Below are 22873 nucleotides of genomic sequence, written 5' to 3' on the forward strand. Positions count from 1 at the left end.
TACTAAATTCGATAGAAAATAAAGGAAATTGAAATGGATGCTATATATTTTTTCTTAACAATTGCATTAGCAGTTGGACTAACTATGCTATTTACCTGGTTTAAAAAGAATAATATCACTTTAAAGTGGAATGAGTGGGTACTTGGCATATTGGGGCTGTTACTAGCTTTGTTTGCTATTCAACACACATATGCCAGTGCTACATATGAATTTGAATATACGTCAGCATGGATAGTGGGCGTCATAGTGTTATTGTTAGCTGTAGTACCGTTGTTATTTGCGGCAAGATCAGTAAGACGCAGGGTAGACAAATAACGGGTATCTTTAAGTAGATAAGGTAGTAAGTCGCTTGGGTTGCACGCTTAATAAAGCAATCAAGAGCTATTTCATAAAAGTTAACCCCCGAGTTGTATTACCCGTGGCAACTCGGGGGATTATAGTTTTCTTTTATGTGCAAATATAACGAGAAAATGGATACAAATAGACAGTGAAGAAGTTTATTATTGCAATTATTGCGCTGGTCTTATTGGGCGCCGGCATATATGGAAATACCGGCGGCGATCAAGATATTGATGCGTATCTAGCTGAAGCTTTACCTGAAGCGCAAGAGTTTTCTCTTTTGCTTGAAGGTTCGAACGGGGACAACTATTTATATGGCGGATATGATGCTAATATATTAGGTTATGTTGCTGTATCAGAAGGCTATGGTTATGGTGGCCCTCTTACGGTTGTTACAACCTATAGTACAGATGGCACAATCGCAGCAATAACCGTTCCTAAAAACAAAGAGAGTGAAGTTTGGTTTGATACCCTCTATCAATACGGATTCTTTGAACAATATATCGGGCTAAATTACTGTGTACCATTAACCCTTGGTGAAGATGTAGATGCAATATCAGGTGCCACCATATCTTCAAACGGCGTTGCTGTCGGTGTGCAAAACGGCAGACAGGTATTATCAGAATACTTGGGGAACCCTTATCCGCAGGAAAAAGAAAGCATCAACTTCGGATTCGGAGAAATCTTACTTATAATTGGACTTTTAGGTACCATTGCGCTAAGAAATGTACCTATATTAAAACGCATTAAATGGCGTCGTTACATAACACTTGGTTACGGACTGGTATTCTTAGGCATTATTCTTTCTCGCCCACTTAGCCTTACCAACTTCACAACTTGGATCGTGGGAATAGCCCCACATCTACAGACTACTTTATTTATATATATACTGGTTTTTAGCATATTAGGCATCGCTATCTTTTTTGGTAAAAATATATATTGCTTCTGGCTTTGTCCATTTGCAGCCGTTCAAGAAGTTGCCTATTCAGTTGGGCGTGGCGGTATCAAGCCAAGCTCAAAACTAAGTAAACGTCTAAAACCAGTAAGATATATTGTTTTATTGTTTGCAGTATTTATGGTACTAGCAACCGGTGACCCTTCAGTATCTGTTTTTGAACCATGGGCAACACTATTCGCAATGTCTGGTCCTGCCGTAGATTGGGTTCTTTTAATTGCCACGCTTTTATTCAGTGCCCTTATCTATAACTTTTGGTGTTCCTATTTGTGTCCGGTTGGGGCGGTAATGGATCTCACTTTGAAAGCGCGCAAGTTATTTCTTAGAACTTGGAGTAAAAAGATTAATGCAAAACAAAAATAGTTTTAGCAAAAAAGATATCTTTATAGTAATTGCAGTATTTATAGTATTCATTCTTAGTATTACTACAATCACCCTCAAAGTATTTTGACCATTTTGTTGTTTGTTATGAAAACAAGTGACTACAGTGAATTATCTTTCCTTTTTGCAAAATAAGATGAAGATATTCAAAACATTCTATTTATTATCTAAATTTCACTGCCTTTTCACCTTTACAAACCATATGGTTTCGGAAGACTCATTTTATAAGATTTTTGTTCGTAGATTTTGCCTGATTTAGGGGGTAGGGTTTCGGAAGGCGCTCCAAGCTTTAAATACGCTTAAACCATTTGATAAGCACACACTATTACGACAGGCTGATTATTCACCCATCTTTTTAAACTGTTCTTTCCTTCGCCCACAAGCAGGACAAGTCCAACTTTCAGGCAGATCCTCAAAAGGGGTATTCGGCTCTATCCCATGTGAAGGGTCACCACTCATGGGGCTATAACATTTCTCACAGAATCCACATTCATACGAGTTCTCCATATCTTCCCACGTACTTTTATTTTTCCTGCGTATCTCCTTAAATGCTAATTTTGTATTCTTAGAATCCTCCCAAGGACGTAACGCTTCTATGATTTCAATACTCGTATGGGTTTCACTATCATCAAATTCTATGGCTCCCTTCTCATATTCCAGAAGGGCATTAGCTTGTTCATACGGGATTTCTCTATCCATAAGGTTTCTTTTCAGTTTCCCGTAGGCATTGCAAATTTCATGCTCTCCTCTCTCATGATGCTTCCTCCAATCACCTAAGATGTCTGGCGCCGCTTCTTTTGGAACACCCCATTTAATAAGCATTAGAGTATCAAGACCCTCTGGAGATGCCTTGCATATATCCACATTCGAGCTAACTGTTTGATCGATATCAGTAGATTCATTGGCTTTGTTACAATATCTTCCAATTGTACGCTCAGAGATGGTAACCCCAAATTCCTTCTCCACCTCCAGAGCAATCGCACGTCTTATTGGTTTGGGCTTCCTGTTTGCACAATTGATAACGAACTGTACAATTTTCTCATCTCGGTGATTCCTTCTTTCCATATAAAACCTCCAAAGTGCCTAAAAGGCATGAAAAGGCATCCTTTTTACGTTTGAAAATGCCCTTTCGGCATGATGACGGCATCTGAAGTGCCGTGCTTATATTTAGTATACCAATTATCACCGGCATGCACCCAGAGTGGATCTTATGATTGAACAACTAAACGAAATAAAAAAACATCTACGCAAAGTATCAGGACCGGACAAAAACGGCTGGTACACTTCACTCTGTCCATTCCACAATGATCAGCATACCCCTAACCTGAGATTTACTGAGAAGGGGTTCTATTGCCTGGCTTGTGGAGAAAAGGGAGATACTCATAAACTAGCTGACAAATTGGGTATCGAATCAAACACCAGATCTACTATTAAGAAAAGTATAGAAGTAGTCTACGACTATAGAGATGAGAGCGGAAAGCTCATCTTCCAAGTAGTTCGCTATACTCCCAAAGCCTTCAAACAGAGAAGACCTGATGGAAATGGTAGTTGGATCTATAATCTCAAAGGTATCAGTCCTGTTCTTTACCGACTTCCTGAACTGCTTAAGGCTCTACTTGATGAACTGGTCTTTATTGCTGAAGGGGAAAAGGGAGTTGAGTCACTTGCAGAACACGGTCTGACAGCTACCTGTTCACCTATGGGGGCGGGTAAATGGAGAGATGAGTATTCTTACTACTTCACCTCCCGAAAAGTTGCCATTCTTCCAGATAATGATGAACCGGGCAGACACCATGCAAAGCAAATTGCCTCTTCTCTTTATTCGATTGCTAAAGAAGTGAAGATAGTAAATCTACCTAACCTCTCTGAAAAAGAAGATATCTATGACTGGTTTGAAGGTAGTGGAACCAAAGAGGAGCTCTTAGAACTTGTACTCAATACACTTCCCTATACGCCACCTGACCGAGTCGATCTTTCTTCTCTTCTTGATGATATATCTGCCTTTATTAAGAGATATGTTGTACTCACGTCTGAACAACTAGTTGCCATTGTCTTATGGGTGGCGCATACCTACCTGATAGGCCATGCTGATACTACTCCTTATCTTAATATCCATTCAGCTGAGAAAAGATCAGGCAAGACACGACTCTTGGAGGTGCTTGAGACGCTTGTATCCAACCCTTGGCCCACCGGAAGAGCAACCTCAGCGGTCCTGGCTCGTAAAATTGATGCAGAATGTCCGACACTGCTACTTGATGAGTCAGATGCCGCCTTTAAAGGCGAGAAGGAATACTCAGAAACACTCCGGGGGATACTAAACAGCGGTTATCGCAGGGGAGGCAAGTCTTCTATATGTGTAGGGAAGGGTGCCGATATCGGGTACAAAGACCTTTCAACTTTCTGTCCTAAGGCCATTGCCGGTATCGGCAAGCTTCCTTCTACCATTGCAGACAGGAGCATACCCGTGCTTCTAAAGCGCAAGATAGAAGAGGAGAAGACAGAAAAGTTCCGCTTGAGAAAGACGTGGAAAGAAGCAGGGTCTTTAAGAGAACGCCTGGAGCTATGTCTTAACTTAAAACTTACAGACGAAGAGGTAGCCATTCCTGAAAACCTTGATGACAGGGCTGCTGACTGCTGTGAGCCACTGCTCGTTATCGCCTACTCTGCAGGGGAAGAATGGTTTGCTAAAGCAACGGAGTCACTTATTAACCTGATGACAGGTGAAGAAAGACAAGATGATTCGCTTAACGTGCAACTGTTATCAGATATAAGGGAGATACTGGAAAGTGAAGGGTTGGATAGGATATCCTCCTCTGCTTTAACTGACTCTCTCAAGTCCCAAGAGGAATCCCCCTGGAGCGAACATGGAGGTATTAACCTTTCTCAAAGAAAGCTCTCCAGGATGCTCAAACCCTATGGCATAAAAAGCAGATCAATCCGCTCCGGTGCAGATACTTACAAAGGGTATCAGAAAGACGATTTTAATGACGCTTTTAGCCGTTACCTGCCTACTTCCAGGGATTTAAACGTCACATCCGTCACACCTAGCTTTGAGCCAAACGTAGAAGAAAGCCCCATTTTATCCGTCACAAACACTCCAAAAACGGTAAATGTGACGGATAATCTCCAAAGCTACGCCAATCGTAATGTGACGGATGTGACGGATAAAAGTCGAAACAAGAGGAAAAGAACTGTTTTTCCGCTTCTTCCTTACTCCCTTTCTAAAGAGTGGAGAGAAGCTTTCGGCTTAGAAAAAGTGAAGGTAATTTGGGGTACTGAAACAGAAGAGGACCAAAGATGTGCAAACTAGAACGTAAAGGGATAAGTAACACATGCGCCGCTGGTGTAACAGAAAGCACGGCACTTGACCAGAGTGCAAGACGCGGTTTAAACCCGACGGCGGCGCTCCAATCTCTAATAGTCAAACCCATTCCCTTTACAGCTGCCAAGAAGATCTTAGAGAAGCATCATTATCTGCACTCTATGCCAGGCGGTACTAAGCTTGCCTTTGGAGTATTCCTCGGGGAGAGATTAGAAGGCGCCATCACCTTCGGTTCAGGTCCGGCTAATGTCTATAAGATGGTTAGTAATGCTTCACCTTCTGATTGCCTGACTCTATCAAGGCTATGGCTTTCGGACTCTCTACCCTCCAACTCGGAGTCAAGAACAATAGGGATAGCGTTAAGAGCCCTGAAGCGTTTTACCAAAACCAAGTTTGTGGTCAGTTATGCTGATCCGACTCAAGGACACCTTGGCACAATCTATCAGGCAACGGGTTGGGTATATACAGGCGTATCCCTAGCTATGCCAATGTTTGATATAGGTGACGGGGTGGCGAGGCACTCAAGAAGCTTAAGCCATAACTTCGGAAGCCACTCGATTAAACACTTTAACTCCCATGGAGTAAGGGTACGGGTAATACCTCAATCCCGTAAACATCGCTACTTTTACTTTCTGGATAAGGAATATAAGGGGAGGCTTAGGATAGAACCCAAGCCATACCCAAAGAAGATTAAGGAGAACGACTAAATGAAGACTGTAGACATTGAACTAGAAAGGCTTAAGGAAGCACCATGGAACCCCAACCGTATGGATGAAAAGGGCATCGAGAGGCTCAAGAACAGCCTTGAGAGGTACGGGTTGGTAGGACCTCTGGTGGTAAGACCTATAGATAAATCCTACCACGAGGTACTGTCCGGCAACCAAAGGCTTAAGGTACTTAAGGAAACGGGTTGGGGGAGCGTACCCTGCATTGTCCTTAATCTTAACGATACCGAGGCGATGCTACTGGCACAAGCACTTAATGACTTAAAGGGTGAAGATGACCAGGCGCTGAAAGGAGCACTCTTAAAGAAGGTGCTATCCGAGGTATCAGAAAGTGAAGTGCTTTCGATACTCCCGGAGACCGCAGGCAGTTTAAACTCTTTATCCCAAATAGATGAAGGTGATCTGGCAAGCCACCTAAGGGCTTGGGAAGAGGCACAAAGCGCCAAGTTAAACCATATGCAGCTTCAGTTTACCCGCCCCCAGCTTGATCTGGTAAGGGAAGCGTTAAGTTCTATCATGCCGGTAGCTAAAGGGTCCAAGCAGGATAACCCCAATACCAGGAGCACCGCCATCTTTTTACTGTGTAAGTTCTATCTTGATAGGAGGGATGAAGAATGAATGACGTAAAGTGCCCGATATGTTCCAAACCATTATCTGTACGCATGGCAAGGGGAAGAAGGTCCAACAAGCCTTTTATACTGCTGGTTTGCCCTGAGGATGGCAGGCATTTTAGAGCCTTTATATCGGACCAGGACTATATCGCCAAGGTGATAGCAGAGAAGGGTTTAGCTTAGAAAGGGTAGCGAGGGTGGTGAGGGCTCTTAAATCGGAAAAACATATGTATGTTGTTGTACAACAGGGGAAAGGAGGAACTGGAAAATGAAAGATGATATGAGGGAGACACTGGAAAAAGCAAGAGAAATGATGAGAGCAAGGAATATCTTAGCAGTTTTTCAAACTGCCTATGTTATGGCGCTTGAAGGGACAACCAGGGCTTCTGCCGGAGAGATATCGGCAAGAGAGAAAAAGGAATTTGATATGGATATAACACCCTCCAATGTAGGGCAGGCTTTTTGCGCTATCGGCATCAAATCAGTAGTTTCACACGGCAAGGTTAGATACGTACTTAACGTAAGTGAACTGGAGAGAATCTGCAAGGCAGCTGAAGCCGAATGTGAAGAAATGGCAGATAGACTTGAGGACTCCCTTGAAACTTATGAAGATTTGAATACCAGGGTACTTACGCTTCTTGACCGCCTTAAGGAAGTCTTTGATTTAACTGATGAAGAAGAGAGACTTGAAATGAAATTAAGGGGTTTTGAGGAAGAATAGTGAGAGCCGTAATCTACGCCAGGGTATCGATAACAGACAAAGTTGAAAAGCTTAATGATCAGTTAGAGTTATTAAGGCGCTTTGTCAAAGAAAGGCGTTGGAAGGTCTATAAGGAATACTCTGATCAGGCACAAGCAGATAACTTAAGACAAAGAAAAGACTGGCAGAGGTTGCTGGAAGACGCAATTAACAAACGTTTTGATGTACTGATTATTCAGAGCATGGACAGAGCCTTTTATTCAGTTACCCATGTCTCCATCTCTTTGGAGAAGTTTAGAGAATGGGGAGTTGGAGTAAAGTCAGTTTCTGATGCGTGGCTTGATACTGTAACTTCCAAAGAGACCCCTTATGAAATCGCTGCTTCTTATGCCCGGTTAGAAAAAGAAATGATACATGAGCGTCTCATGCTGGGCATGGAGAGATCTCGAAAATTAGGCAGTAAAACAGGCAGACCTAAGGTAATCGATAGGGAAGGCTTCTCTCAGGCTTATGGAGACATTTTGGAGGGGCTTAGCAAAGGAAACCTTTCAAGGAGTCAAGCTGCCAAGAAACTCGGCATTGGTTATGCCGGGTAGGCGAGCTGAATGGTATAGGTCACTTTGAGTTGCCCCGTATTGGGCACGGTGACCGTGGATGCCAGGACATCGCGCGAGAACATGACGCTACCGGTTCCGGCCGAGTTGAACTTGACTCTGCCGTACAGAGCGACCTCGTTGATCCCGATTTCAGCGCCGGAGTTGTTGTTGATATAACGGATCAAGGTGTCGGTGAGAGTTTTGGTGAGCGCATCGTAGTTCAGCGCATGAAGATCCGACTGGGCATAGTCCATCTGCCCGGCACCCGAGCCGTTCGGGATTTCAGCACCCAGGACATAGCCTTCAAAAGATTCGGGAAAAGCGTTGGTGCCAAGTATAATGCCCTTCGTGGTGACACCCGGATCGGAGAGAAAACCTGTAGAGGCGGACCGCTCGTTGACGTTGATGGCTTCATCCCAACCGGCGACCAGTTTAAAACCCCATCCCGAGCCGTTTGGATAGATATTGCCATTGGTCCACCGAAGTGAAATCGCTCCGGCTTCGAATAAATTAGTCCCCGTGAGGCCATATGCGTTCATCTGGGAAAAGAGAAAATTATAGGCGTTTCGGTTCCAGGAATGGCTTCGTTGCCGGTGCGAGTGGATGATATCGCCCTCTCCGTTACGGACCTCCATCCCGAGGAATGTCCGGAAAACCGGTAGCTTCAGCTCGGTACCCAACTTTTCAAAGCGCCGATATTTACTCTCCAGTTTGGGATCTTCGGTATAATTCTCTTCTTGCATCGATGTCTCCTTCCTATACTAGTTGTGCTGTCACTCCGATACCGGGCACCGGAATAGTTTCCGACAAAGATTCTGCCGCGCTCGTATCGAAATCAACGCCTGTGGCAACGGAAATCCCCGGCGCCGAAATAGTGCGAGCCGCCCCGGTTGTAAAACCGCCGCCAGAGTGATCTTCGGCGGTGGCGATACCCACGGAAGGCCTCGGCATTGAAAGAAGCGGCGGGTCGGCAACCCGGTTCACCGCGCCTGTCATATAGGCGATGAGTTCCTGGATATCCAACCAGCCCGGGCGACCTACCCCCTGATTAAGCGCCTTGAGGACGTTGTAGCCGGTGCCGTAGTTCAAAGGCAGTCGCTCGAACACGTTCTGGCCCCGGTAAATGATGTCGCCAGGCTGCATCAGGGCGTCGATTCCGCCCAGGTTACGGATACACCTGGACTGCCAGTCTTTGTCGGTATCTATCTCAATTTCCGACAGCTTGGTCGCTCCCGACTTCCCTCTTAAAAGAAGACTCATCTACATCGCCTCCAGCATGAAGTCGTAGTCGACCGACTTGCCGTTGTCGGCCGGGTCGTTGCTCTTGACCGTCACCCGCAGCGGATCGTGAATCGCCCAGGTACCGTTGACCACCGGCAGGCCCGGCGGGTCCGCCGCGGCGTCAAATGACTGCTCATAGACCTTGCGCTCGGCCCCGTTGATCTTCTTATAAAGCCTGACCGTCACCTGGCTGCCGGAGAGGTTGTGGACTGCGATACTAAAGTCATGCAACTTGTACCTGGCGCCGGGAGCACCGGCCATCACCAAATTACTTTCCGCCGTCTGCCAGTCGGCAACAACCGAACCCTCGAACGGGATCTCACCGGACAACTTGTCGGTCTGGCCTTTTACCGCTTCCAGTCTGGATTCGAGTCCGGCAATGGCCGACTCGATCGCCGTGAGGCTGGTCCTGGCTTTACCACCTTCGACGTAGAACTCACCCGGCATCATTCACCTCTCCCCACCGGCAGCTGTTTCAGAGATGCTCCTGCCGAATCGATCCGCTTGGTCTCTTCTTTTTTAGGCTTTAGAGCCGAAGCCACGATACCCACCATCAAGATCGGCAGCATCATGCCGAGAAGCAGGCTCCAGTCGAAGTCCGAAGAGCCACTGTTCCCCGGCGCGCCCGGCCAGGCCGGCGGCAGCACCGAACTGCTTGGCGCCACCAGCATGGTGGCCACCGAATCCACCACCTCACCGCTTTCTTTCTCATAAAGGAGCACCGTCAGCACCGCGTTCGTCTCGGTAAAGCGCAATGACCCTTTCAGCTGAACCAGGTCCCCCGGCTCGGCCTTGAACCAAGCGTAGCCGCCCACCGGCAGCGCTTCCTCACTGATCTGTTGGCCGTCCCGCGAAAGCCGGGCGATGAGCGCGTATTCCTGCTCGCCCCCGCTGGGATTGGCCGCGTAAACAGACAGGCCAAGGTCGTAGCCGGGAGAGTAGTAAAGCCATGGCGGCAGATCCCAGAAAATGTCGCCCAGCGCGCTGCCCATCACCGACAAGGCTGGACTCACAGCGGGAACTCCACGTCTTCGCCCTTGAGGGCTTTTCTGACCAGCGACAACGCCCAGGCGCTCATGGCAATCATCATGGCGAAGCCGATAATGCCCGAAAACACCGCCTGCCAGAACAGCGGCTGATAGCTTTCGGGGTAGTAACCCCGGTATTCTTCAGGGTAATGGTTCATGGTGATGCCTCTTTAAGCTTTTTGGGCTTGTCCGGAGCGGTCAGCGGCTTCATCACCTGCATCAGCACGAACATGACCAGTAGCATCATGCCCATGTTGAGAAGGGTGGATATGAGGCTTTTCACTTCCTCGGGTATCAGCCACCAAACAAGCGTGCCGACCAGCGGCGGTAGGGCGATAAAGCCGATGATCCCGGCGATGACCGGCAGCCAGGCCGCACCCTTCTGCCAGGCGAGATAAACGGCAGGTTGGCCGGGATCCGCGTAAACGATGTATTCGTAACCCGGCCAGTGCTCGACGCCGGCATCCTCAAAAGCCCGCTCCAGCCGGGCAAGCGCCTCAGCCGAGGGAATAGCCTCGAAATCTAGCCGGGTCAAGAAAAGAGCACCCTCGTCGGCGCTTTCCTCAAGCGGGGCGAAGGTGCTCATTCCCTTAATGCTGTCAGTCTGGCCTACGAGGATTGCCCGGTAGCCTGGCGGCGCCATCGCATAGGGCATAGTTTCCCTCCCTATGTTTAAACCAGGCGTCGCGTCTTGCGGCCGAAGGGATTCAGGGTCACCTTGCGGTCGGCTGTCGCGCCGCCGGCGGCGGTCACCGTGGCCACCAGCGTCAGCTTGTCGCCACCCACCAACCGCAGATCGGCGCCGAGTTCGCCGGGAGCTGCCAGATCGTAGTCTTCGTCGTTTCCGGCCGCCTGATCGGTGCCGAGGTACTTCTTATCGACGGTATCCGCCTTGGGGAACTTCGAGACACGGATATTGCCCGACACTTCAGCCTCGGTGATGAGGTTGAGGCGGTTAAGATACCATACCTCTCCCGCCGGCACTTCAAGCTCCGTGGTTTTGACCGTGTCTTGGGCGCTCAGGTCAGGGATGGTGACTTCAACCTTATCGCGCTCATCGATGCGGTCCTCGGTTTGCAGAACCTCAGCGGAAAGGAGTGCCTCTCTGAGCACCTGAAGCGGCAACCCCATCCAGTAGCCAGATTCGTTGTCGTAAACCCCAAGCAGCGACAACGACTGACCGAGCGGCGGCACCCAGCCCTTCGGAGGTCGCGTACCGGGATAGCCCGGGAGCTGCTGCGGAATGATCTCTTTTGTCATGAGTTTTTCTCCTCCTGTTCGCTGGAATCGCCTAGGACTTTCCGGTGATGCCCTTCATCATCGGCATCATGATGGCCATCATCATCACCATCATGATCATCGGCATCATCGCCGAGAACATACTCGACATGTCGTTGGTCTGCTGGGGATAGTAGCCGCCGACGGTGCCGTACTGATACTGCTGGGGACGGGCCTGCTGTGTTGCGTACATGTTTTAATTTCCTCCTGGTTCTATTCTTTTTTTGAATCAGTCTTTGGACGTGACGCCCTTCATCATCGGCATGATGATAGCCATCATCATCACCATCATGATCATCGGCATCATGGCGCTGAACATCCCCGAAAAGGGATCTTCGGTCTGGGTCGGATAATAGGCGCCCGGCCCGCTTACCTGCATCGGGTTATACTGCCCCGGCGCCACAGGCCCGCTGATTTGCTGTGAAGTGAACATGGTTTCCTCCAACTTACTTTCGATCGAACTTACGGCGTTTGCCTGGTGCCGTCTCTCCCGGGTTGGTTCCCCTGTCGCCGCCGCGACGGCGGCAGGGGAACTCATATCAACCACAAGGAAAAGGCATCAGGCAGAGCAGGCGCTACTCGAACATGGCGCGCTTGTAGCCGCTCACCATGACCGGGCCCTTGCCGTCAACGCCGTCGCGATAGTGGTTTACCCGGCCTTCCTTCACCTTCAGCCCGGTCGGCGCGATGCCGTTCATGCCGGTGCGATAGGATTCCGGGGTTGCCTTCTCTTGGTAGGTGACGGGGACGTTTTTCTCCAGGTCAGACCAGCTTGCGTACTTACCCATGCGGGCACCTCCTCTTTAGTCTCGGTCCGTTCGCGGCCGGGACATTTCTCGGGGTGCACTCCGGGCGGAAAGGCAAAGGGGTCAGCCTGAACCTTGCCGGTCCGGAGTGCTGACCCCTTATGCGAGCCTGTGAGCTGCCGCTGAATACAAATAGCCTCGTGAGCCAACTTCAGTCGGCAAGCTCACGAGGCTTACGGTTTTAGATTATACAGGCTGTGTTTGATGTGTCAATAGGGTGAGGGTATTTTAGCTTAGGATATTACTCGCCCATTTAAAAGGTTACTTCAAAGCTTGTAGGAAATTTCTGAATACTCGATAAGAATAATTACGAAAGGTTTCACTGGGCATAGGTCCACTGTATTGGGACGCAAGTAAAGCAGGACCTATGGCACCAGTTTCCGGAAAAAATCCGGCGATGTTCTTGACAAAGCGGCTAAACCAACGTGCTGAGTACTTTGACTTCAATTCTTTGACTTCCAGCAGGATAGAATCCCACAACTCTGTTGAAGAATCTAGTAAATCAAAGATGTAATACAAGTCTTTAGGTGCCTTAGCGTGCCTATTGTTGAGCGTAAGTCCCTTTTGATATATGAAGGCTCCGGGCGAAGGAACTCTAACGACTAATGAGAAATCTTGCCCTGCTAAGGATTCATTGACATTGATCTCGTTTGCATTCTCGAGAAGAATCTGGAGATACCTGAGCGCTTGAGCTTGTAAGCCACTTTGTACAGATACTATTGGATTTCCAGGTCGTCCTATTTCCGGAGTAAGGAACTCGATCTCAGCTACAGGAGAGAAGGCTTCGTATTTCACGGCACCAATGTCTGATCCGTATATTTGCACTGAATATCCTGCTGAGGTCAGCAGTTCATCGATGGTTGGGCGCCCACGATCTTCTAAGCGTCTAGGAATGGCAACATCAATATCCATCGTCCGAACTGATGGGTGACGAGATGGAATTTGGCCATAATGGCGATGAATAAGTGGAACCCATCCACCGACGATAACAATCTCTTCCAAATAAGGCGCCAAAATCTCCAGTGTTTTAAGTAGCGCGAAACGATCAGTATCTGTTATTTCCACATTAGCCCTTTATCTTCCGCCGAAATTTGGGCCGAATTACTTTCTCAAATAAGTGTTCTGCTTGTTCTGTACCTCTAAGTGGGTATTTATTGAGATCAAGGTACAATTGGATATCTGAGACAACATTCCATTTGTCAATTCTACGCGCACCAAATAACGCCGAATACTTATAATAAGGGCGAACTAGTATTATATTTGCCCCTTCTTTTTTTGGCTCCAATTCAAGCTGTCGTTCTATTTCGGGTCGAATGGTGTCAAAGGAGTGGCCGTCAATGATGAGATGGATCTGGTTGAATGTTGCATAAGGGGATAACAAGTATGCCCCAGCTTGGAATCCGAGCGCGATTGATTTGTCGCTCTCTAGATTGATGTTGCTAATTCTGCCAAGCAATTCTTGAATGTTCAATGCATGGCAATAATAATACTGGAATTTATTCCGACGCCAATCATATATGTCAGACCACTCTTTAATTAAATCCTCTCCTCGAAGCAAACTAACGCCTTTTTCGCGGTTAAAATCAACCAAACCTCTTTCTACCAAGTTGTCAACCACCACTGAAACCCATCCTGGATTGATGCCGCCTAAATTTGCGATTTCTCTAATTCCCCAAAACCGATTTGGCTCATCCAATAAGATACGTAATATTATTGATGCTTTATCCGAAAACGGGTTTAATCCCTCGCGGTTGGAAACAAAAGGATTAGATCTTCCCTCGCGTTCTATAAAAATCCCCGGCGCTCTGATATAAATGTTTCCAGCCATATCTATGTAGCCAACGCCCATTTCTTTTAGCATAGCCCTTCTATTGGGCCCCATAAAATGTGACGCGACAATGGGGATTTGGTTTACTCCAACTGACTGACTAAATAGTTCAGCTCCCATACGTAAATCAACGAGATGCGGTCGCTCCTTCACCTCAATTATTAAGTCGATTTCTCTTCCATCGATGTCAACTCGGACCCTGAAATCAGGCCTTCGATTGAATATCTGAGGTTCGGATTCTATACTGTGGATTCCGAGTCCAGCTTCTTCAAGCTGCTGTCGTATATCTTTTATATTCAACATTGGATTCCTCGAACCGCTGGTGTTTGCTATTTAGTAGCTGTTTTCTGCGCACTAAACATACACTCTATAACAAACATTGTCAAGCTCACAATTATTTAAGACTGCAGGTGTATTTCTTCGTAAGATTGTTCATGTAGTTTGTGGGCGGAAAACAGACCGATTCAATAGTCAGTCCCGTTCAAACATAGCCTCCTGCCAGTTTCGCCACTTCTTATCCTGAGCTTCAGCGTACTTCCGAACCGCCTTTTCCGCCCATCTTTTTTGTCGTAAAGCCAAAGCATTGCTGCTTAACTGGCAAGAATCCGCTGGAGGAGTTGAATCCTCCGGCGGGTTGCGGATCTCGTAATCAGCCCTCAGAAGAGCCGCCATAGCCAACATAGCGAAATACTTATTCCACATTGACGATCTTGCCCTTGATGCCGAACATGGTGGAAAAGCCCCAGGCCAGTTGATCACAGAGCTGGTCCACCGGCTCGCCCAGGTCGAGACTGTCGTTAGGGTTTAGGAGGTAAAACCTCACCTCGAGCCGGCCTTCTTTCCGGTGCTTGGTGATCTCCATACCCATGTGCTGTCCCACCTCTTGCGCTTGCTCCATCTGCTGCCGGCTGATGCCTGCCATACCCGGATTAAACATTACGCGCCTCCTTTCTTTTGCTCTGTCTCCCAGCCTTCAGGTATTTTTCCGCCGCCACGGCCAGGAACCATCTGTTGTTCCATCATGCCCCACATCATGTCCATCACCTTATCGACCCGCTTGGCATAGGCTTCGTCGACTGTCTTCGGGGGCGGCCCCTTGGGCAACTTCTCCTCGATGTAACCCAGCACGCCTCCAACCGCCTCCTGGGCCGCTTCCCTGGCCATCTCTAAACTCGCACCCCTGGCTCTTACCGCCGCGGCATCGAGTTCCTCGCGCGAAGCATTGAGCACTCTGAGTAGCGGCTCAAATCGTTTGGCCTCCGCTTCGGCTTCCGTCTTCTGGATGTTGGCCAGCTCCATTACCAGCAGCATCGACGCCCGGAGTTTCATCATCCCCCGCAGCTCGCATTGTTCTTCATAACTGTCGCCCATGTAACGGCGTAAAACGGCCTCGGGGGAAATGACTTCGCTCTGTTTATAGGTCGCCGGCAGGCTGCTCGGTTGGGTATCGGCCGCCGGCGTCATCTTGGCTATCTCCTGCCTAACCGTCCTTTCCTTGAAGTGAAGCTGCTTCGTGAGCTGTTCAAAGCTGTAACCCTTACCCAGATATTCCCTGATTTCAGCGGCGATGCTCTCGTCATCCTTTTCACCTTCCGCCTGTTCAGGGACATCACCCTCAGCATTAGACGGTTCAATATTTTTCGCCGGGTGGGCGCCCGACGTATGCCCGCCGAGCGCCTTGATCGACTTGAACTCTCTCCCGCAAATCTTGCATGTGTACATTTTCTACCTCCCCGGACTCGCCTTGTTCTCGCTCAATGATTAGTCGCACAGCCTGTGGAACGTACAGGCCACGACTACAGTGTAAATACCCGCTGTAGATACCCGTCTGTGAATACCCGAAAAAAACTTAAACACTATTCCCCCCTTACCTCTGGGGTCACCCCCCCCCAGATTGACTTTCACCCTGATCCGATTAACAACGCAACAGCTTTTTCCACCCCAAGTTGAGGCGCAAGCCTGGCCACCCGGATGGCATCCCGGACATTCTGGGTGAGTCCGTCCAGACGGCGGGCGATTTCCCCAGCCAGCTCCAGTTCGAGGCCTTCGGAGCGCACCAACACCCCTCTCACCACCGTCAGAAACTCGGCCCTCCCATAGGGATCGAGCTTCTGGATGGCAAAGCGCGACCTGAGTTCCGGAGACAGTTTTTCGCAACGGTTTGAGGCGGCGATGACTCTGAGCGGGTTGTTGATATTGAGTTCACGGCCCCTTTTAGCCCGCACCAACCGTCCGCCTTCCATCATGGTCAGCAGCGCCGCGGTATCGGCGGCGTTCATTTTGTCGATCTCGTCTATAAGCAGAATCTGCGGTTCCCGCCCGGCCACCAGGTCCCACAGCCCGGCCTTCGAAGTCGCCGAGCCGACCAGCCAGATGGCCTTTTCGCCTCCGGCTCTTTCGATGTCCCACAGAAAAAGCGTCTTAGCCAGCGCCGGTGGCCCGGTCAGGAGCACATGCACCGGCTTTTCTGCCAGAAGTGCCGCCCTGAGAAGCTCTTTCACGCCGTCATGGCCGATGATGTCCCCGAAAAGAGTGTCGGATATCTCTGGTTTTAATTCCTGGCGCGTCTCAGGCGGCGAAATTTCAGCCGAAAGAAGGCTTTTGCCCAGTTCGCTCAACCGGTAGCCGGTGTGGGAGTTGGAGCGAAAGACGTTATCGAGGTAGCCGTCCTTGAACAGCCGGGACAGCGTCGCCGGCCAGATCCTGACATGGCGCCAGCCCCAGCCGATGCGATAGTCGTTCTCCATATCCACCGAGTCTTCAAACCGGGCGATTTCCGAAAGCAGTTCGATGACATCATCGTTTTTCACTTTTACCACCCCCTTTCCTGGCAGATCCGCCTGAAAGCCTCGGTCACCATTTGAGTCAGGTATTCGGTGCCGCTGATGCCGGCGGTATCGGGGTGAAGCTTCCGCAGGAGATCCAGATAACGCCGCCTAGCAAACTCTTTCGAAGCGGTGCGGTCGCAACCAAGAATTCGGTACGGGTCAAGAGCAGGCTGGTTTATCGGCCTGCTTCCGCCGGCACCTGACATATCCATGCCCAGCCGCTGGGCAAAACCGATGATGGTAGCCGGGTCAGCGGCGCTGGTAAAAAGCTCCGCCATGAAAGATTGAAGCTCGCACGCCAGGTCCTGTTGCATGCGCCTTATACGGTTAAATCTGTCTTCCATATTTACCACCAAAAATGACCGGCGAGAACTCCCAGGAAGAAACCGATGAGCATCAGCCACCAGTACTTGCCGCCGAGCCTTACAAGCAAAATGCCCAGGCCGAGGAATATAAGCATATAAATCAGAGGCGCCTTTTTCTGGTCATCCCGAATGATCTCGGTCCACGGTTTGCCCCCTGCCGCTCGCCAGAGCTTTTCGTAGAGCCGGCCAAGAAAATCGATCATTTGCGATCTCCTTTCGGCTTAAGCCAGCCGCGTTCCTCGTGTGGAATTACCGACCCCAAGCGATCGAAGTTAGGACAGGCCTGGCAGATTTCGAGCGCCAGTGGTTCACCACGTGCCAGCCGGATGATGTCAATTCCACCGTTTGCGGCCTTGTCGGACAACGGAAACCCTTTGCGGCAGTAGATTCTTTTGCCGTTCACCCGGGCATGGGCACATTCATAAAGTGTCCGTTTCTTCTTCATGTCACTCCCTTTGATTGATGTTCAGGAGCCGTATTCCCTACAAAACCTTTCGAACCCTTCAAACCTTTCGCCTCACGTTTGGGCTCACGATTGAAAGGTTTTTCGAAAGGTTTTTCCGCGGTTTCAACACCTTTCACCCTGTTTGAAGCTAAATCAGTTGATTTATCCGTTGTTTTTCCGAAAGGTTTTCCTTGCTCTGTAAAACCTTTCGCCGAATCCGAAGCTGTTTCGAAAGGTTCGAAAGGAATGAAAGGTTTTTCACCCGATACGGGCGGCTCAAGCTTAAGACCGTACTGCTTAACCAGACTTTCGACCCTGACTTGATCCCAACACACCACCCTTCGCCGTGTGGTGCTCCCCTTCTCTTTCTGAAAGCCCAGTCTCCGGGTCAGCCAGCCGGCTTTCTCCGGGTTAAGAGCAGGTGACTCCTCATCCATGGCGTCAGCTCTTACGGCGATGTTCTTGAGTGATAGTTCGTGCTTCTCCTGATGCAATTCGATCATGGCGGCGAGTACTCTACCGGCATCGCTTTCCCGGCGCCTGGTATAAAGCGACTCTTGCAGCCGATGGACGAAGCCTCCAAGGGCTTCCGCCATGGCATGGTCGCCGTTAAGCATGGCCTTCATGGGGATGAGTATCTCCTGAAGACGCGGCTGCAGGTTCGGTTCGAGCAGCTCGTTGCCGAAGGTTTTACCTTTGAGGCGGCACAGGTTTTGCAGGCGAAAGGTTAATAGTTTTGAGCGCAGGATACCGACTTCTTTGTCGAAAGATGCCGGCAGCACCCTTGGGATGTCGTCGCGGGTGAGGGGCATCATTTCTGAAGTCAGGCAGCGGCTTTCGAGGGCCTCGTCGGCGAAAGGGAATCTTGTCGATAGAAGCTTCGGACCGAATACCTGGTAGCCCCGCGGGAACCATTTTCCGTTTTCTTTATCCGCCCGAAGGACCGGCATCCCCGGCCGGTAGCCGTTATTGAGCAGTTTTACCATCTCCGTCCAGGCGGAGGAATCCTTGAAATCGGCTTCATCAAGGACCAGCGTGCCTCTGAATTGTTCCAGGATGCGAAAGATCGGCGACGGTGTCGTGGCGCCGGAGGCGAACATCGGCCGGAAGCAGATATTTCCGACCACCTGCAAAAAGCGCGTCTTGCCGGTACCCCAGTCACCGATCACCCGGAGATACGGAATCGACGGGGCAAACTCATACACCCAACTCAGGAGCACATAGAGTGAAGCGATCTCTTCGAAGTCAGCCGGCAACTCCATGTAGCGATGAATGAAACTCTGCACTTCACCGAATAGTTTGGCCTGCGAATCATAAGGCGCCGCGGCGGGGGCGAAGTGCACCACTTGGCCGACCAACGGGTCATTCGTTGGCAGGTAAGTCACCTTCGAGGTGTCGTACTGCCACATTTTTTTAATGGCGCCGCCGGCCGAGACCATGAAATACCGGTCGTCTTCATCGACCACCATCTCGCCGACCGTGCCGTCACGAAGAATAAAGCCGGAAACGTAACATTCGCGTTCTTCCTCCTCCAGCTTGAAATCAGTGACCAGCTTTTCAGCGTCGGCAAGGCGGTGTTGCAGCAGGTAGTCGTCGATACCGGTTTTCTGTTGATCTTCCAGTTGCGGTAATTGGATGACATGTACCGCTGCTCCCTTGCGCCGTATGTGTTCGGCGACATGCGACAGTGCTTTCCGTACCGGTTCCTTGGTTACGATGTCGGAGTCAAAGGCGAGATAGACGGAACGGTCCTTGAGGGCGATGTAATCCCAGTCGGCCAGAAACGTAACGCCGCCGAACTCGTTCTTACCTTTGAAACCCCAGACGCCGGTGACGGATATGGCGCAGGCGCCGTGGCCGGCCAGGGCGTCAGCCTTCTTCGACCCCTCGGTGATCCATAAAGGCACCTTCGGATTGCCGAGATCTTTCTGACATCGAGGCGGGCAGTCGAGGCGATTGGCCGATCCGGCCGGAAGCTCGTACTTCACCGCCTTGCCCTGGTTGTTGGTGCGGGGATTGTCGGACCGGAGTTGAAAGCCCGCGGCTGTGCCGTCGACGCCCCATAGGGGAATCAAAAGGCCAGGTACCCGCTGTTGCGCCGGGACAAAGCCGAGCCTGGCAAGCTCGGCTTTGTCTTCAACGCTCCGGTATTTCCGCTCCCGGATTATTTCAGGACCAAGGCCGCTCTGCTCATGAAGATGTTTAAAATGACTCTCCAGAAGCTCCGGTTCAGCCTCGGAGAAAACGTCTCCGGCAGCGGTGGACTGGCCGCTTAAATCTTTTCTCACCATGACCGTCTTAGTAAGCGACGTCGCGTTGTACTGCCTTCAGAAAACGCTTCAGTCCTTCGGCGGAAAATTTACTTGGCGGCAAAGGCGAGTTGAAGTCGTCGAGTTCCGCTTCAATATGGCAGTGTTTCTCGAACCACCGCCTGATCTGATGGTCGCGGATATCGAGATGCCAGACTTTAGTCTTGGCCCTGTCCCATAGCTCAATGATTTCATTTTCGGTGACACCGTCCTCCAGCCTGGTCTTATCTTTGCCGGTCACTTCATCGGGGAAAAGGTCGTCCGGGGCTTCGCTGTCCGGCGGCGGCAGTAACAAAGACTGGCTGGGCGCCATTCGGGCTAACTTCTGAGTTTCGGCCAGGGTATAGGCGGCACTCAGAAACAGAACCCGCGCTATCTTTTTCCGGCCCTCAACCTCCACTTCCTTTTCCACAAGCTTGAGGGACAGCGGAATCATCGACAGTCTTCCGCAGACGCTTTGAATGAGTTCGAGTATGGAGTTCACGTTGACGATGGAGTGGTATGAGCTGGTGTCGAGTTGATAGACGCCAAAACCCGGGCACTTGGGAATCAAAAACTGCAAGTTCATCACTCTCTTACAGCGACCGGATTCGTAATAAGAGCACGTCTTGGGGTCGCAAGTGATCTCTCTAAGTTCGGTTTCCAAGTCCTTATGGGTGGCGATGCGGCCGGTCCGGATATCCACCCTGGCTACCGCCGTCTCGCCGTCACCACGGCAGATTAGGCCCCGGTATGCCGAGTAACATTTTAGGTATTGGCTGGCCCACTGGCGGGGTTCTTCGGTCGGCAGCATGATTTGAAGCTCGGTCGGCTTTTGCCCGAATACCTTCCTCACTTCATCCGGACAGACGAAATAGTCGGTGGGGACGGGATAGGTGAAGCCCTCGCTGGACTCTCTCTTAAGTCCCAGCCTGATTTTCCCCAGCCTCGGCAACCTGATGACTTCGGTGACTCCCTTAATCGGCATTTCTTTCTCCTTGATTTCGATTTCTTTGGATTTGGCTAAATCTTTCAGATACAGCTGGGCGATCATCCGGGCCAGTATCTTGAGACCTTGATGCATAACCTGGTTCTCAGCCTCAGTCGACATCACCGTCCCTCCTGGATAACGAATAGACTTTTATTCCCTGACGGATAAACGCCGCCGTTTTCGCGTGATTGTTCGACTCCCTGGCTGATCTTCCTCGACTTGGGTAACCTGATGAGTTGCTTGACTCCCTTGGTCGGCATTTCCGTCCTCCTCTGTTTTGATTCTTCTCATCTGGGCCAGATCCCTTAGGTGAGCTCTTGCTATCATGCGGGCTAGTATGCGCAGCCCGTTCTCGTAATCCTCCATGTCGGCTTCAATTGACATCACCGGCTCCATCTTCCTGAATAGTGAAAAAGTCGTCGAACGAACAGCCTTTGAAATATTGGAGCAGAGCCTGGCGAACCGAGGCTGTCGGATTCTGTTTACCGTTCAAGACGCGGGACAGGTAGCTTGCCGAAAGTCCGATCTCTCGGGCCAACAGTTTCCGTGACAAATTTTGGCGAAGCATTGCTCTTTCGAGGTTGTCCTTGTTCAAAATCACCTTGAACATGTGACACTCCTGGGGAATAAATAAGCACAATAGTAAAACATCACTCCCACTCCGGTCAAGGGCTATATGTCACTTCTATCGGAATAAACTTGCCAATTTCTTGCTTAAAAAGTGTTGCATTTATGACAGGTGTGTGCTATGATTGTGAACAAGGAGGGGCTATGCCAGATTTCGGCACTTATGTCAGACAGCTGCGAAAGAAACAGGGGTTGTCATTGAGGACCGTATCTCAGCAGACCGGCATCTCTTACTCTTATTTGTCCCAGATCGAGCAAGGCCGGAGAAACCCGCCCGGGCCAGATCTCATGAAACGTCTCGCGTCTGTCTATCAGGTGACGCAAAAAGACCTTCTGCGGGCGGCGGGTTATCTCGAGGAAAATAACGAACCGACTCTCAGCGACGAACAGGAAGTGGAGATGGCCTTCAATTACGTCATGAACGATCCTCGCTATAAGTCAGGCACCCGGATGAATGGGAAGCTGACCCCGGAGGTGAAGCGCTTTGTGGTCGAGATGTACGAGAAGGCCACCGGGAAGAAGTTGCTGCCAGGATCAGGTGCGTGAAAACCCTCAATGATCTGAGTGGTTTTTGTGATCACCTGGTCGGAAAATTTGGCAGTCCCGGCGATTGCACTGAGGATCAGAAAGCGGATGAGTTCAGACGGATCTATTTGAGAGATCTGCCTGTTAACCTCAGGTCGCTCAGGGCAATAGCTACGTGTTTAGGCATTCAGTTGAAGGGTCTGGAAACAATGCCACGAAATCTGAGGGGCTACCATGAAATATGCGACGACCGGAAATGTCTCTACTATCGTCATGACGATACGACAAGCGGCATTCAGAATACCATCCTCCATGAGTTGAGGGAGATGATGGAAACCATGTTCGTCGAAGCGTATCCTACATATAAGCCGCTGAGGACAAGCGCCCGGCATATTGCCGCCAATCGATTTGCCTCCGCGGTACTGCTGCCGGAAGATGAATTCCGTGCCGATGTATTCAAAACCGGATTCGATGTTATCAGGCTCTCACGAGGTTATTCCAAGAGCTGCTCCCAGGTGTTGCTTCGTATGGGTGAAGTGCTTCGCGGCAGACTGTTCTTCTATGGGTCTCTGTACGAACCGGACGATGCTGATGGGAATGACTGGGCGGTCACCTACTGGACCGGAAGCAATAACGATGACGCTGACTCGAATGTCTACGGCCTTGATGGGCTGTTCCCCAGGAGAGGAAAAAAGGCGTTGGCTGGTTCGCTGATTGGACTGACCGTAAAAACCGGACGTTCTCATCTGGTTGGGCGTATCACACTGACGGACGAGAATGAATATTTCGATGGAGGGTTAACTGCTCTGGCTCAGCCGTTGACTGGTCGGAGCAGGCAGGTAGAGAAGGTAGCGATGGTGGTGCTGATGATTCAAGATAGCCACCTTTTCGATACTCAGATAGACAAAATTAATCCGGTTAAGCTGGAGCGTTTTCACCGGCATTTCTAAGGAG

Annotated in this window: 34 protein-coding genes and 1 pseudogene; 11 read left to right on the top strand and 24 right to left on the bottom strand. The window is 50.1% G+C overall.

Annotation, left to right across the window (positions count from 1 at the left end; all coding sequences use genetic code 11):
- The first annotated feature begins 33 nt into the window (after nucleotides 1-33).
- The gene (locus ACZ48S_RS01175) at nucleotides 34-315 is read left to right on the top strand and encodes a hypothetical protein (RefSeq protein WP_012882534.1); all 282 of its coding nucleotides are present in this window, start codon (nucleotides 34-36) and stop codon (nucleotides 313-315) included.
- A gap of 172 nt (nucleotides 316-487) precedes the next feature.
- The gene (locus ACZ48S_RS01180) at nucleotides 488-1657 is read left to right on the top strand and encodes a 4Fe-4S binding protein (RefSeq protein ID WP_012882533.1); all 1170 of its coding nucleotides are present in this window, start codon (nucleotides 488-490) and stop codon (nucleotides 1655-1657) included.
- Nucleotides 1658-2014: 357 nt separating this feature from the next.
- Here the strand turns inward: ACZ48S_RS01180 and ACZ48S_RS01185 are convergent, their stop codons facing one another.
- The gene (locus ACZ48S_RS01185) at nucleotides 2015-2740 is read right to left on the bottom strand and encodes a rubredoxin (RefSeq protein ID WP_015407965.1); all 726 of its coding nucleotides are present in this window, start codon (nucleotides 2738-2740) and stop codon (nucleotides 2015-2017) included.
- 145 nt (nucleotides 2741-2885) lie between these two features.
- On the opposite strand from ACZ48S_RS01185, the gene ACZ48S_RS01190 reads away from it, so the two are divergent.
- The 6 genes from ACZ48S_RS01190 to ACZ48S_RS01215 all read left to right on the top strand — a co-directional run bounded on the left by ACZ48S_RS01190 (nucleotide 2886) and on the right by ACZ48S_RS01215 (nucleotide 7629).
- Nucleotides 2886-4985: a DUF3631 domain-containing protein gene (locus ACZ48S_RS01190; protein WP_015407964.1), complete on the top strand. Its 2100-nt coding sequence runs from the start codon at nucleotides 2886-2888 to the stop codon at nucleotides 4983-4985.
- On the top strand, nucleotides 4973-5704 hold the full coding sequence (locus ACZ48S_RS01195; RefSeq protein ID WP_015407963.1) for a Mom family adenine methylcarbamoylation protein: 732 nt from the start codon (nucleotides 4973-4975) through the stop codon (nucleotides 5702-5704). Before ACZ48S_RS01190 ends, ACZ48S_RS01195 begins: the two co-directional genes overlap by 13 nt.
- Nucleotides 5705-6340, top strand: a complete 636-nt coding sequence (locus ACZ48S_RS01200) for a ParB/RepB/Spo0J family partition protein (protein WP_015407962.1) — start codon at nucleotides 5705-5707, stop codon at nucleotides 6338-6340.
- The gene (locus ACZ48S_RS01205) at nucleotides 6337-6516 is read left to right on the top strand and encodes a hypothetical protein (RefSeq protein ID WP_015407961.1); all 180 of its coding nucleotides are present in this window, start codon (nucleotides 6337-6339) and stop codon (nucleotides 6514-6516) included. The genes ACZ48S_RS01200 and ACZ48S_RS01205 overlap by 4 nt, the downstream gene beginning before the upstream one ends.
- 85 nt (nucleotides 6517-6601) lie before the next feature.
- Entirely contained in the window at nucleotides 6602-7054 is a 453-nt protein-coding gene (locus ACZ48S_RS01210) for a hypothetical protein (protein ID WP_015407960.1), read from the top strand.
- Complete coding sequence (locus tag ACZ48S_RS01215; protein WP_464213274.1) at nucleotides 7054-7629, top strand: recombinase family protein; 576 nt, start codon at nucleotides 7054-7056, stop codon at nucleotides 7627-7629. The genes ACZ48S_RS01210 and ACZ48S_RS01215 overlap by 1 nt, the downstream gene beginning before the upstream one ends.
- Here ACZ48S_RS01215 and ACZ48S_RS01220 read toward each other — a convergent pair.
- From ACZ48S_RS01220 to ACZ48S_RS01315, 20 genes are all read right to left on the bottom strand, one after another.
- Nucleotides 7617-8372 (bottom strand): hypothetical protein, encoded by a 756-nt coding sequence (locus ACZ48S_RS01220; RefSeq protein ID WP_464213276.1) that lies wholly within the window; start codon nucleotides 8370-8372, stop codon nucleotides 7617-7619. The two genes, ACZ48S_RS01215 and ACZ48S_RS01220, sit on opposite strands and share 13 nt — an antisense overlap.
- Nucleotides 8373-8385: 13 nt before the next feature.
- Nucleotides 8386-8889 (bottom strand): hypothetical protein, encoded by a 504-nt coding sequence (locus tag ACZ48S_RS01225; protein ID WP_464213278.1) that lies wholly within the window; start codon nucleotides 8887-8889, stop codon nucleotides 8386-8388.
- Nucleotides 8890-9360, bottom strand: coding sequence for a hypothetical protein (locus tag ACZ48S_RS01230; protein ID WP_464213280.1), 471 nt, complete (start codon nucleotides 9358-9360; stop codon nucleotides 8890-8892). It lies immediately after the preceding gene.
- Nucleotides 9357-9902, bottom strand: a complete 546-nt coding sequence (locus ACZ48S_RS01235; protein ID WP_464213282.1) for a hypothetical protein — start codon at nucleotides 9900-9902, stop codon at nucleotides 9357-9359. The genes ACZ48S_RS01230 and ACZ48S_RS01235 overlap by 4 nt, the downstream gene beginning before the upstream one ends.
- Nucleotides 9903-9919: 17 nt before the next feature.
- The gene (locus ACZ48S_RS01240; RefSeq protein WP_338739145.1) at nucleotides 9920-10096 is read right to left on the bottom strand and encodes a cytosine permease; all 177 of its coding nucleotides are present in this window, start codon (nucleotides 10094-10096) and stop codon (nucleotides 9920-9922) included.
- Complete coding sequence (locus ACZ48S_RS01245; RefSeq protein ID WP_464213286.1) at nucleotides 10093-10593, bottom strand: hypothetical protein; 501 nt, start codon at nucleotides 10591-10593, stop codon at nucleotides 10093-10095. Before ACZ48S_RS01245 ends, ACZ48S_RS01240 begins: the two co-directional genes overlap by 4 nt.
- A gap of 17 nt (nucleotides 10594-10610) precedes the next feature.
- Nucleotides 10611-11198, bottom strand: coding sequence for a hypothetical protein (locus ACZ48S_RS01250; RefSeq protein WP_464213288.1), 588 nt, complete (start codon nucleotides 11196-11198; stop codon nucleotides 10611-10613).
- 31 nt (nucleotides 11199-11229) lie between these two features.
- Nucleotides 11230-11409: a cell division protein FtsH gene (locus ACZ48S_RS01255; protein WP_464213290.1), complete on the bottom strand. Its 180-nt coding sequence runs from the start codon at nucleotides 11407-11409 to the stop codon at nucleotides 11230-11232.
- A gap of 36 nt (nucleotides 11410-11445) precedes the next feature.
- Nucleotides 11446-11754, bottom strand: coding sequence for a hypothetical protein (locus tag ACZ48S_RS01260; protein WP_464213292.1), 309 nt, complete (start codon nucleotides 11752-11754; stop codon nucleotides 11446-11448).
- A 37-nt stretch (nucleotides 11755-11791) separates the two neighbouring features.
- The gene (locus ACZ48S_RS01265) at nucleotides 11792-12004 is read right to left on the bottom strand and encodes a hypothetical protein (protein ID WP_464213294.1); all 213 of its coding nucleotides are present in this window, start codon (nucleotides 12002-12004) and stop codon (nucleotides 11792-11794) included.
- Nucleotides 12005-12283: 279 nt separating this feature from the next.
- Nucleotides 12284-13087, bottom strand: coding sequence for a GSU2403 family nucleotidyltransferase fold protein (locus ACZ48S_RS01270; RefSeq protein ID WP_464213296.1), 804 nt, complete (start codon nucleotides 13085-13087; stop codon nucleotides 12284-12286).
- A 1-nt stretch (nucleotide 13088) separates the two neighbouring features.
- Nucleotides 13089-14153: a type IV toxin-antitoxin system AbiEi family antitoxin gene (locus ACZ48S_RS01275; protein WP_464213298.1), complete on the bottom strand. Its 1065-nt coding sequence runs from the start codon at nucleotides 14151-14153 to the stop codon at nucleotides 13089-13091.
- 168 nt (nucleotides 14154-14321) lie between these two features.
- Nucleotides 14322-14552, bottom strand: a complete 231-nt coding sequence (locus tag ACZ48S_RS01280) for a hypothetical protein (protein WP_464213300.1) — start codon at nucleotides 14550-14552, stop codon at nucleotides 14322-14324.
- Nucleotides 14542-14787 (bottom strand): hypothetical protein, encoded by a 246-nt coding sequence (locus ACZ48S_RS01285; protein WP_464213302.1) that lies wholly within the window; start codon nucleotides 14785-14787, stop codon nucleotides 14542-14544. Before ACZ48S_RS01285 ends, ACZ48S_RS01280 begins: the two co-directional genes overlap by 11 nt.
- Complete coding sequence (locus tag ACZ48S_RS01290) at nucleotides 14787-15572, bottom strand: C2H2-type zinc finger protein (protein ID WP_464213304.1); 786 nt, start codon at nucleotides 15570-15572, stop codon at nucleotides 14787-14789. The genes ACZ48S_RS01285 and ACZ48S_RS01290 overlap by 1 nt, the downstream gene beginning before the upstream one ends.
- A gap of 179 nt (nucleotides 15573-15751) precedes the next feature.
- Complete coding sequence (locus ACZ48S_RS01295) at nucleotides 15752-16597, bottom strand: ATP-binding protein (RefSeq protein WP_464214610.1); 846 nt, start codon at nucleotides 16595-16597, stop codon at nucleotides 15752-15754.
- A 65-nt stretch (nucleotides 16598-16662) separates the two neighbouring features.
- Entirely contained in the window at nucleotides 16663-17022 is a 360-nt protein-coding gene (locus ACZ48S_RS01300; protein ID WP_464213306.1) for a DnaJ domain-containing protein, read from the bottom strand.
- Nucleotides 17023-17024: 2 nt separating this feature from the next.
- The gene (locus ACZ48S_RS01305) at nucleotides 17025-17246 is read right to left on the bottom strand and encodes a hypothetical protein (RefSeq protein ID WP_347001268.1); all 222 of its coding nucleotides are present in this window, start codon (nucleotides 17244-17246) and stop codon (nucleotides 17025-17027) included.
- Entirely contained in the window at nucleotides 17243-17488 is a 246-nt protein-coding gene (locus tag ACZ48S_RS01310) for a hypothetical protein (protein WP_464213308.1), read from the bottom strand. Before ACZ48S_RS01310 ends, ACZ48S_RS01305 begins: the two co-directional genes overlap by 4 nt.
- Nucleotides 17485-19395 (bottom strand): DUF3854 domain-containing protein, encoded by a 1911-nt coding sequence (locus ACZ48S_RS01315; RefSeq protein WP_464213310.1) that lies wholly within the window; start codon nucleotides 19393-19395, stop codon nucleotides 17485-17487. The genes ACZ48S_RS01310 and ACZ48S_RS01315 overlap by 4 nt, the downstream gene beginning before the upstream one ends.
- 186 nt (nucleotides 19396-19581) lie before the next feature.
- On the opposite strand from ACZ48S_RS01315, the gene ACZ48S_RS01320 reads away from it, so the two are divergent.
- Complete coding sequence (locus ACZ48S_RS01320) at nucleotides 19582-19764, top strand: hypothetical protein (protein WP_464213312.1); 183 nt, start codon at nucleotides 19582-19584, stop codon at nucleotides 19762-19764.
- 22 nt (nucleotides 19765-19786) lie between these two features.
- Here ACZ48S_RS01320 and ACZ48S_RS01325 read toward each other — a convergent pair whose 3' ends face one another.
- The 3 genes and pseudogenes from ACZ48S_RS01325 to ACZ48S_RS01335 all read right to left on the bottom strand — a co-directional run.
- Complete coding sequence (locus ACZ48S_RS01325; protein WP_464213314.1) at nucleotides 19787-20887, bottom strand: recombination directionality factor; 1101 nt, start codon at nucleotides 20885-20887, stop codon at nucleotides 19787-19789.
- Nucleotides 20887-21027: a hypothetical protein gene (locus tag ACZ48S_RS01330; RefSeq protein WP_464213316.1), complete on the bottom strand. Its 141-nt coding sequence runs from the start codon at nucleotides 21025-21027 to the stop codon at nucleotides 20887-20889. Before ACZ48S_RS01330 ends, ACZ48S_RS01325 begins: the two co-directional genes overlap by 1 nt.
- 143 nt (nucleotides 21028-21170) lie before the next feature.
- Nucleotides 21171-21377, bottom strand: a pseudogene (locus tag ACZ48S_RS01335) (helix-turn-helix domain-containing protein); the annotation flags it as partial.
- Between the two features lie 161 nt (nucleotides 21378-21538).
- Here ACZ48S_RS01335 and ACZ48S_RS01340 point away from each other — a divergent pair.
- The gene (locus ACZ48S_RS01340) at nucleotides 21539-21940 is read left to right on the top strand and encodes a helix-turn-helix domain-containing protein (RefSeq protein ID WP_338739182.1); all 402 of its coding nucleotides are present in this window, start codon (nucleotides 21539-21541) and stop codon (nucleotides 21938-21940) included.
- A complete protein-coding gene (locus ACZ48S_RS01345) occupies nucleotides 21937-22869 on the top strand; it encodes an ImmA/IrrE family metallo-endopeptidase (protein ID WP_464213319.1) in 933 nt (310 codons plus the stop codon). Before ACZ48S_RS01340 ends, ACZ48S_RS01345 begins: the two co-directional genes overlap by 4 nt.
- Nucleotides 22870-22873 lie beyond the last annotated feature (4 nt).

It is taken from the genome of Dehalogenimonas sp. NIT-SK1 (genome assembly GCF_055384165.1).

Bases quoted from the DNA above. Each gene is read 5' to 3' on its own strand.
- ACZ48S_RS01190 (WP_015407964.1), top strand. From the start codon at position 2,886: ATGATTGAACAACTAAACGAAATAAAAAAACATCTACGCAAAGTATCA.
- ACZ48S_RS01280 (WP_464213300.1), bottom strand. From the start codon at position 14,552: ATGTGGAATAAGTATTTCGCTATGTTGGCTATGGCGGCTCTTCTGAGG.
- ACZ48S_RS01260 (WP_464213292.1), bottom strand. From the start codon at position 11,754: ATGAGTTCCCCTGCCGCCGTCGCGGCGGCGACAGGGGAACCAACCCGG.
- ACZ48S_RS01295 (WP_464214610.1), bottom strand. From the start codon at position 16,597: ATGGAGAACGACTATCGCATCGGCTGGGGCTGGCGCCATGTCAGGATC.
- ACZ48S_RS01275 (WP_464213298.1), bottom strand. From the start codon at position 14,153: ATGTTGAATATAAAAGATATACGACAGCAGCTTGAAGAAGCTGGACTC.
- ACZ48S_RS01255 (WP_464213290.1), bottom strand. From the start codon at position 11,409: ATGTACGCAACACAGCAGGCCCGTCCCCAGCAGTATCAGTACGGCACC.
- ACZ48S_RS01285 (WP_464213302.1), bottom strand. From the start codon at position 14,787: ATGTTTAATCCGGGTATGGCAGGCATCAGCCGGCAGCAGATGGAGCAA.
- ACZ48S_RS01240 (WP_338739145.1), bottom strand. From the start codon at position 10,096: ATGAACCATTACCCTGAAGAATACCGGGGTTACTACCCCGAAAGCTAT.
- ACZ48S_RS01230 (WP_464213280.1), bottom strand. From the start codon at position 9,360: ATGATGCCGGGTGAGTTCTACGTCGAAGGTGGTAAAGCCAGGACCAGC.
- ACZ48S_RS01310 (WP_464213308.1), bottom strand. From the start codon at position 17,488: ATGAAGAAGAAACGGACACTTTATGAATGTGCCCATGCCCGGGTGAAC.
- ACZ48S_RS01250 (WP_464213288.1), bottom strand. From the start codon at position 11,198: ATGACAAAAGAGATCATTCCGCAGCAGCTCCCGGGCTATCCCGGTACG.
- ACZ48S_RS01175 (WP_012882534.1), top strand. From the start codon at position 34: ATGGATGCTATATATTTTTTCTTAACAATTGCATTAGCAGTTGGACTA.
- ACZ48S_RS01200 (WP_015407962.1), top strand. From the start codon at position 5,705: ATGAAGACTGTAGACATTGAACTAGAAAGGCTTAAGGAAGCACCATGG.
- ACZ48S_RS01220 (WP_464213276.1), bottom strand. From the start codon at position 8,372: ATGCAAGAAGAGAATTATACCGAAGATCCCAAACTGGAGAGTAAATAT.
- ACZ48S_RS01205 (WP_015407961.1), top strand. From the start codon at position 6,337: ATGAATGACGTAAAGTGCCCGATATGTTCCAAACCATTATCTGTACGC.
- ACZ48S_RS01235 (WP_464213282.1), bottom strand. From the start codon at position 9,902: ATGGGCAGCGCGCTGGGCGACATTTTCTGGGATCTGCCGCCATGGCTT.
- ACZ48S_RS01245 (WP_464213286.1), bottom strand. From the start codon at position 10,593: ATGCCCTATGCGATGGCGCCGCCAGGCTACCGGGCAATCCTCGTAGGC.
- ACZ48S_RS01325 (WP_464213314.1), bottom strand. From the start codon at position 20,887: ATGTCGACTGAGGCTGAGAACCAGGTTATGCATCAAGGTCTCAAGATA.
- ACZ48S_RS01210 (WP_015407960.1), top strand. From the start codon at position 6,602: ATGAAAGATGATATGAGGGAGACACTGGAAAAAGCAAGAGAAATGATG.
- ACZ48S_RS01195 (WP_015407963.1), top strand. From the start codon at position 4,973: ATGTGCAAACTAGAACGTAAAGGGATAAGTAACACATGCGCCGCTGGT.
- ACZ48S_RS01290 (WP_464213304.1), bottom strand. From the start codon at position 15,572: ATGTACACATGCAAGATTTGCGGGAGAGAGTTCAAGTCGATCAAGGCG.
- ACZ48S_RS01265 (WP_464213294.1), bottom strand. From the start codon at position 12,004: ATGGGTAAGTACGCAAGCTGGTCTGACCTGGAGAAAAACGTCCCCGTC.
- ACZ48S_RS01305 (WP_347001268.1), bottom strand. From the start codon at position 17,246: ATGATCGATTTTCTTGGCCGGCTCTACGAAAAGCTCTGGCGAGCGGCA.
- ACZ48S_RS01185 (WP_015407965.1), bottom strand. From the start codon at position 2,740: ATGGAAAGAAGGAATCACCGAGATGAGAAAATTGTACAGTTCGTTATC.
- ACZ48S_RS01340 (WP_338739182.1), top strand. From the start codon at position 21,539: ATGCCAGATTTCGGCACTTATGTCAGACAGCTGCGAAAGAAACAGGGG.
- ACZ48S_RS01225 (WP_464213278.1), bottom strand. From the start codon at position 8,889: ATGAGTCTTCTTTTAAGAGGGAAGTCGGGAGCGACCAAGCTGTCGGAA.
- ACZ48S_RS01330 (WP_464213316.1), bottom strand. From the start codon at position 21,027: ATGCCGACCAAGGGAGTCAAGCAACTCATCAGGTTACCCAAGTCGAGG.
- ACZ48S_RS01300 (WP_464213306.1), bottom strand. From the start codon at position 17,022: ATGGAAGACAGATTTAACCGTATAAGGCGCATGCAACAGGACCTGGCG.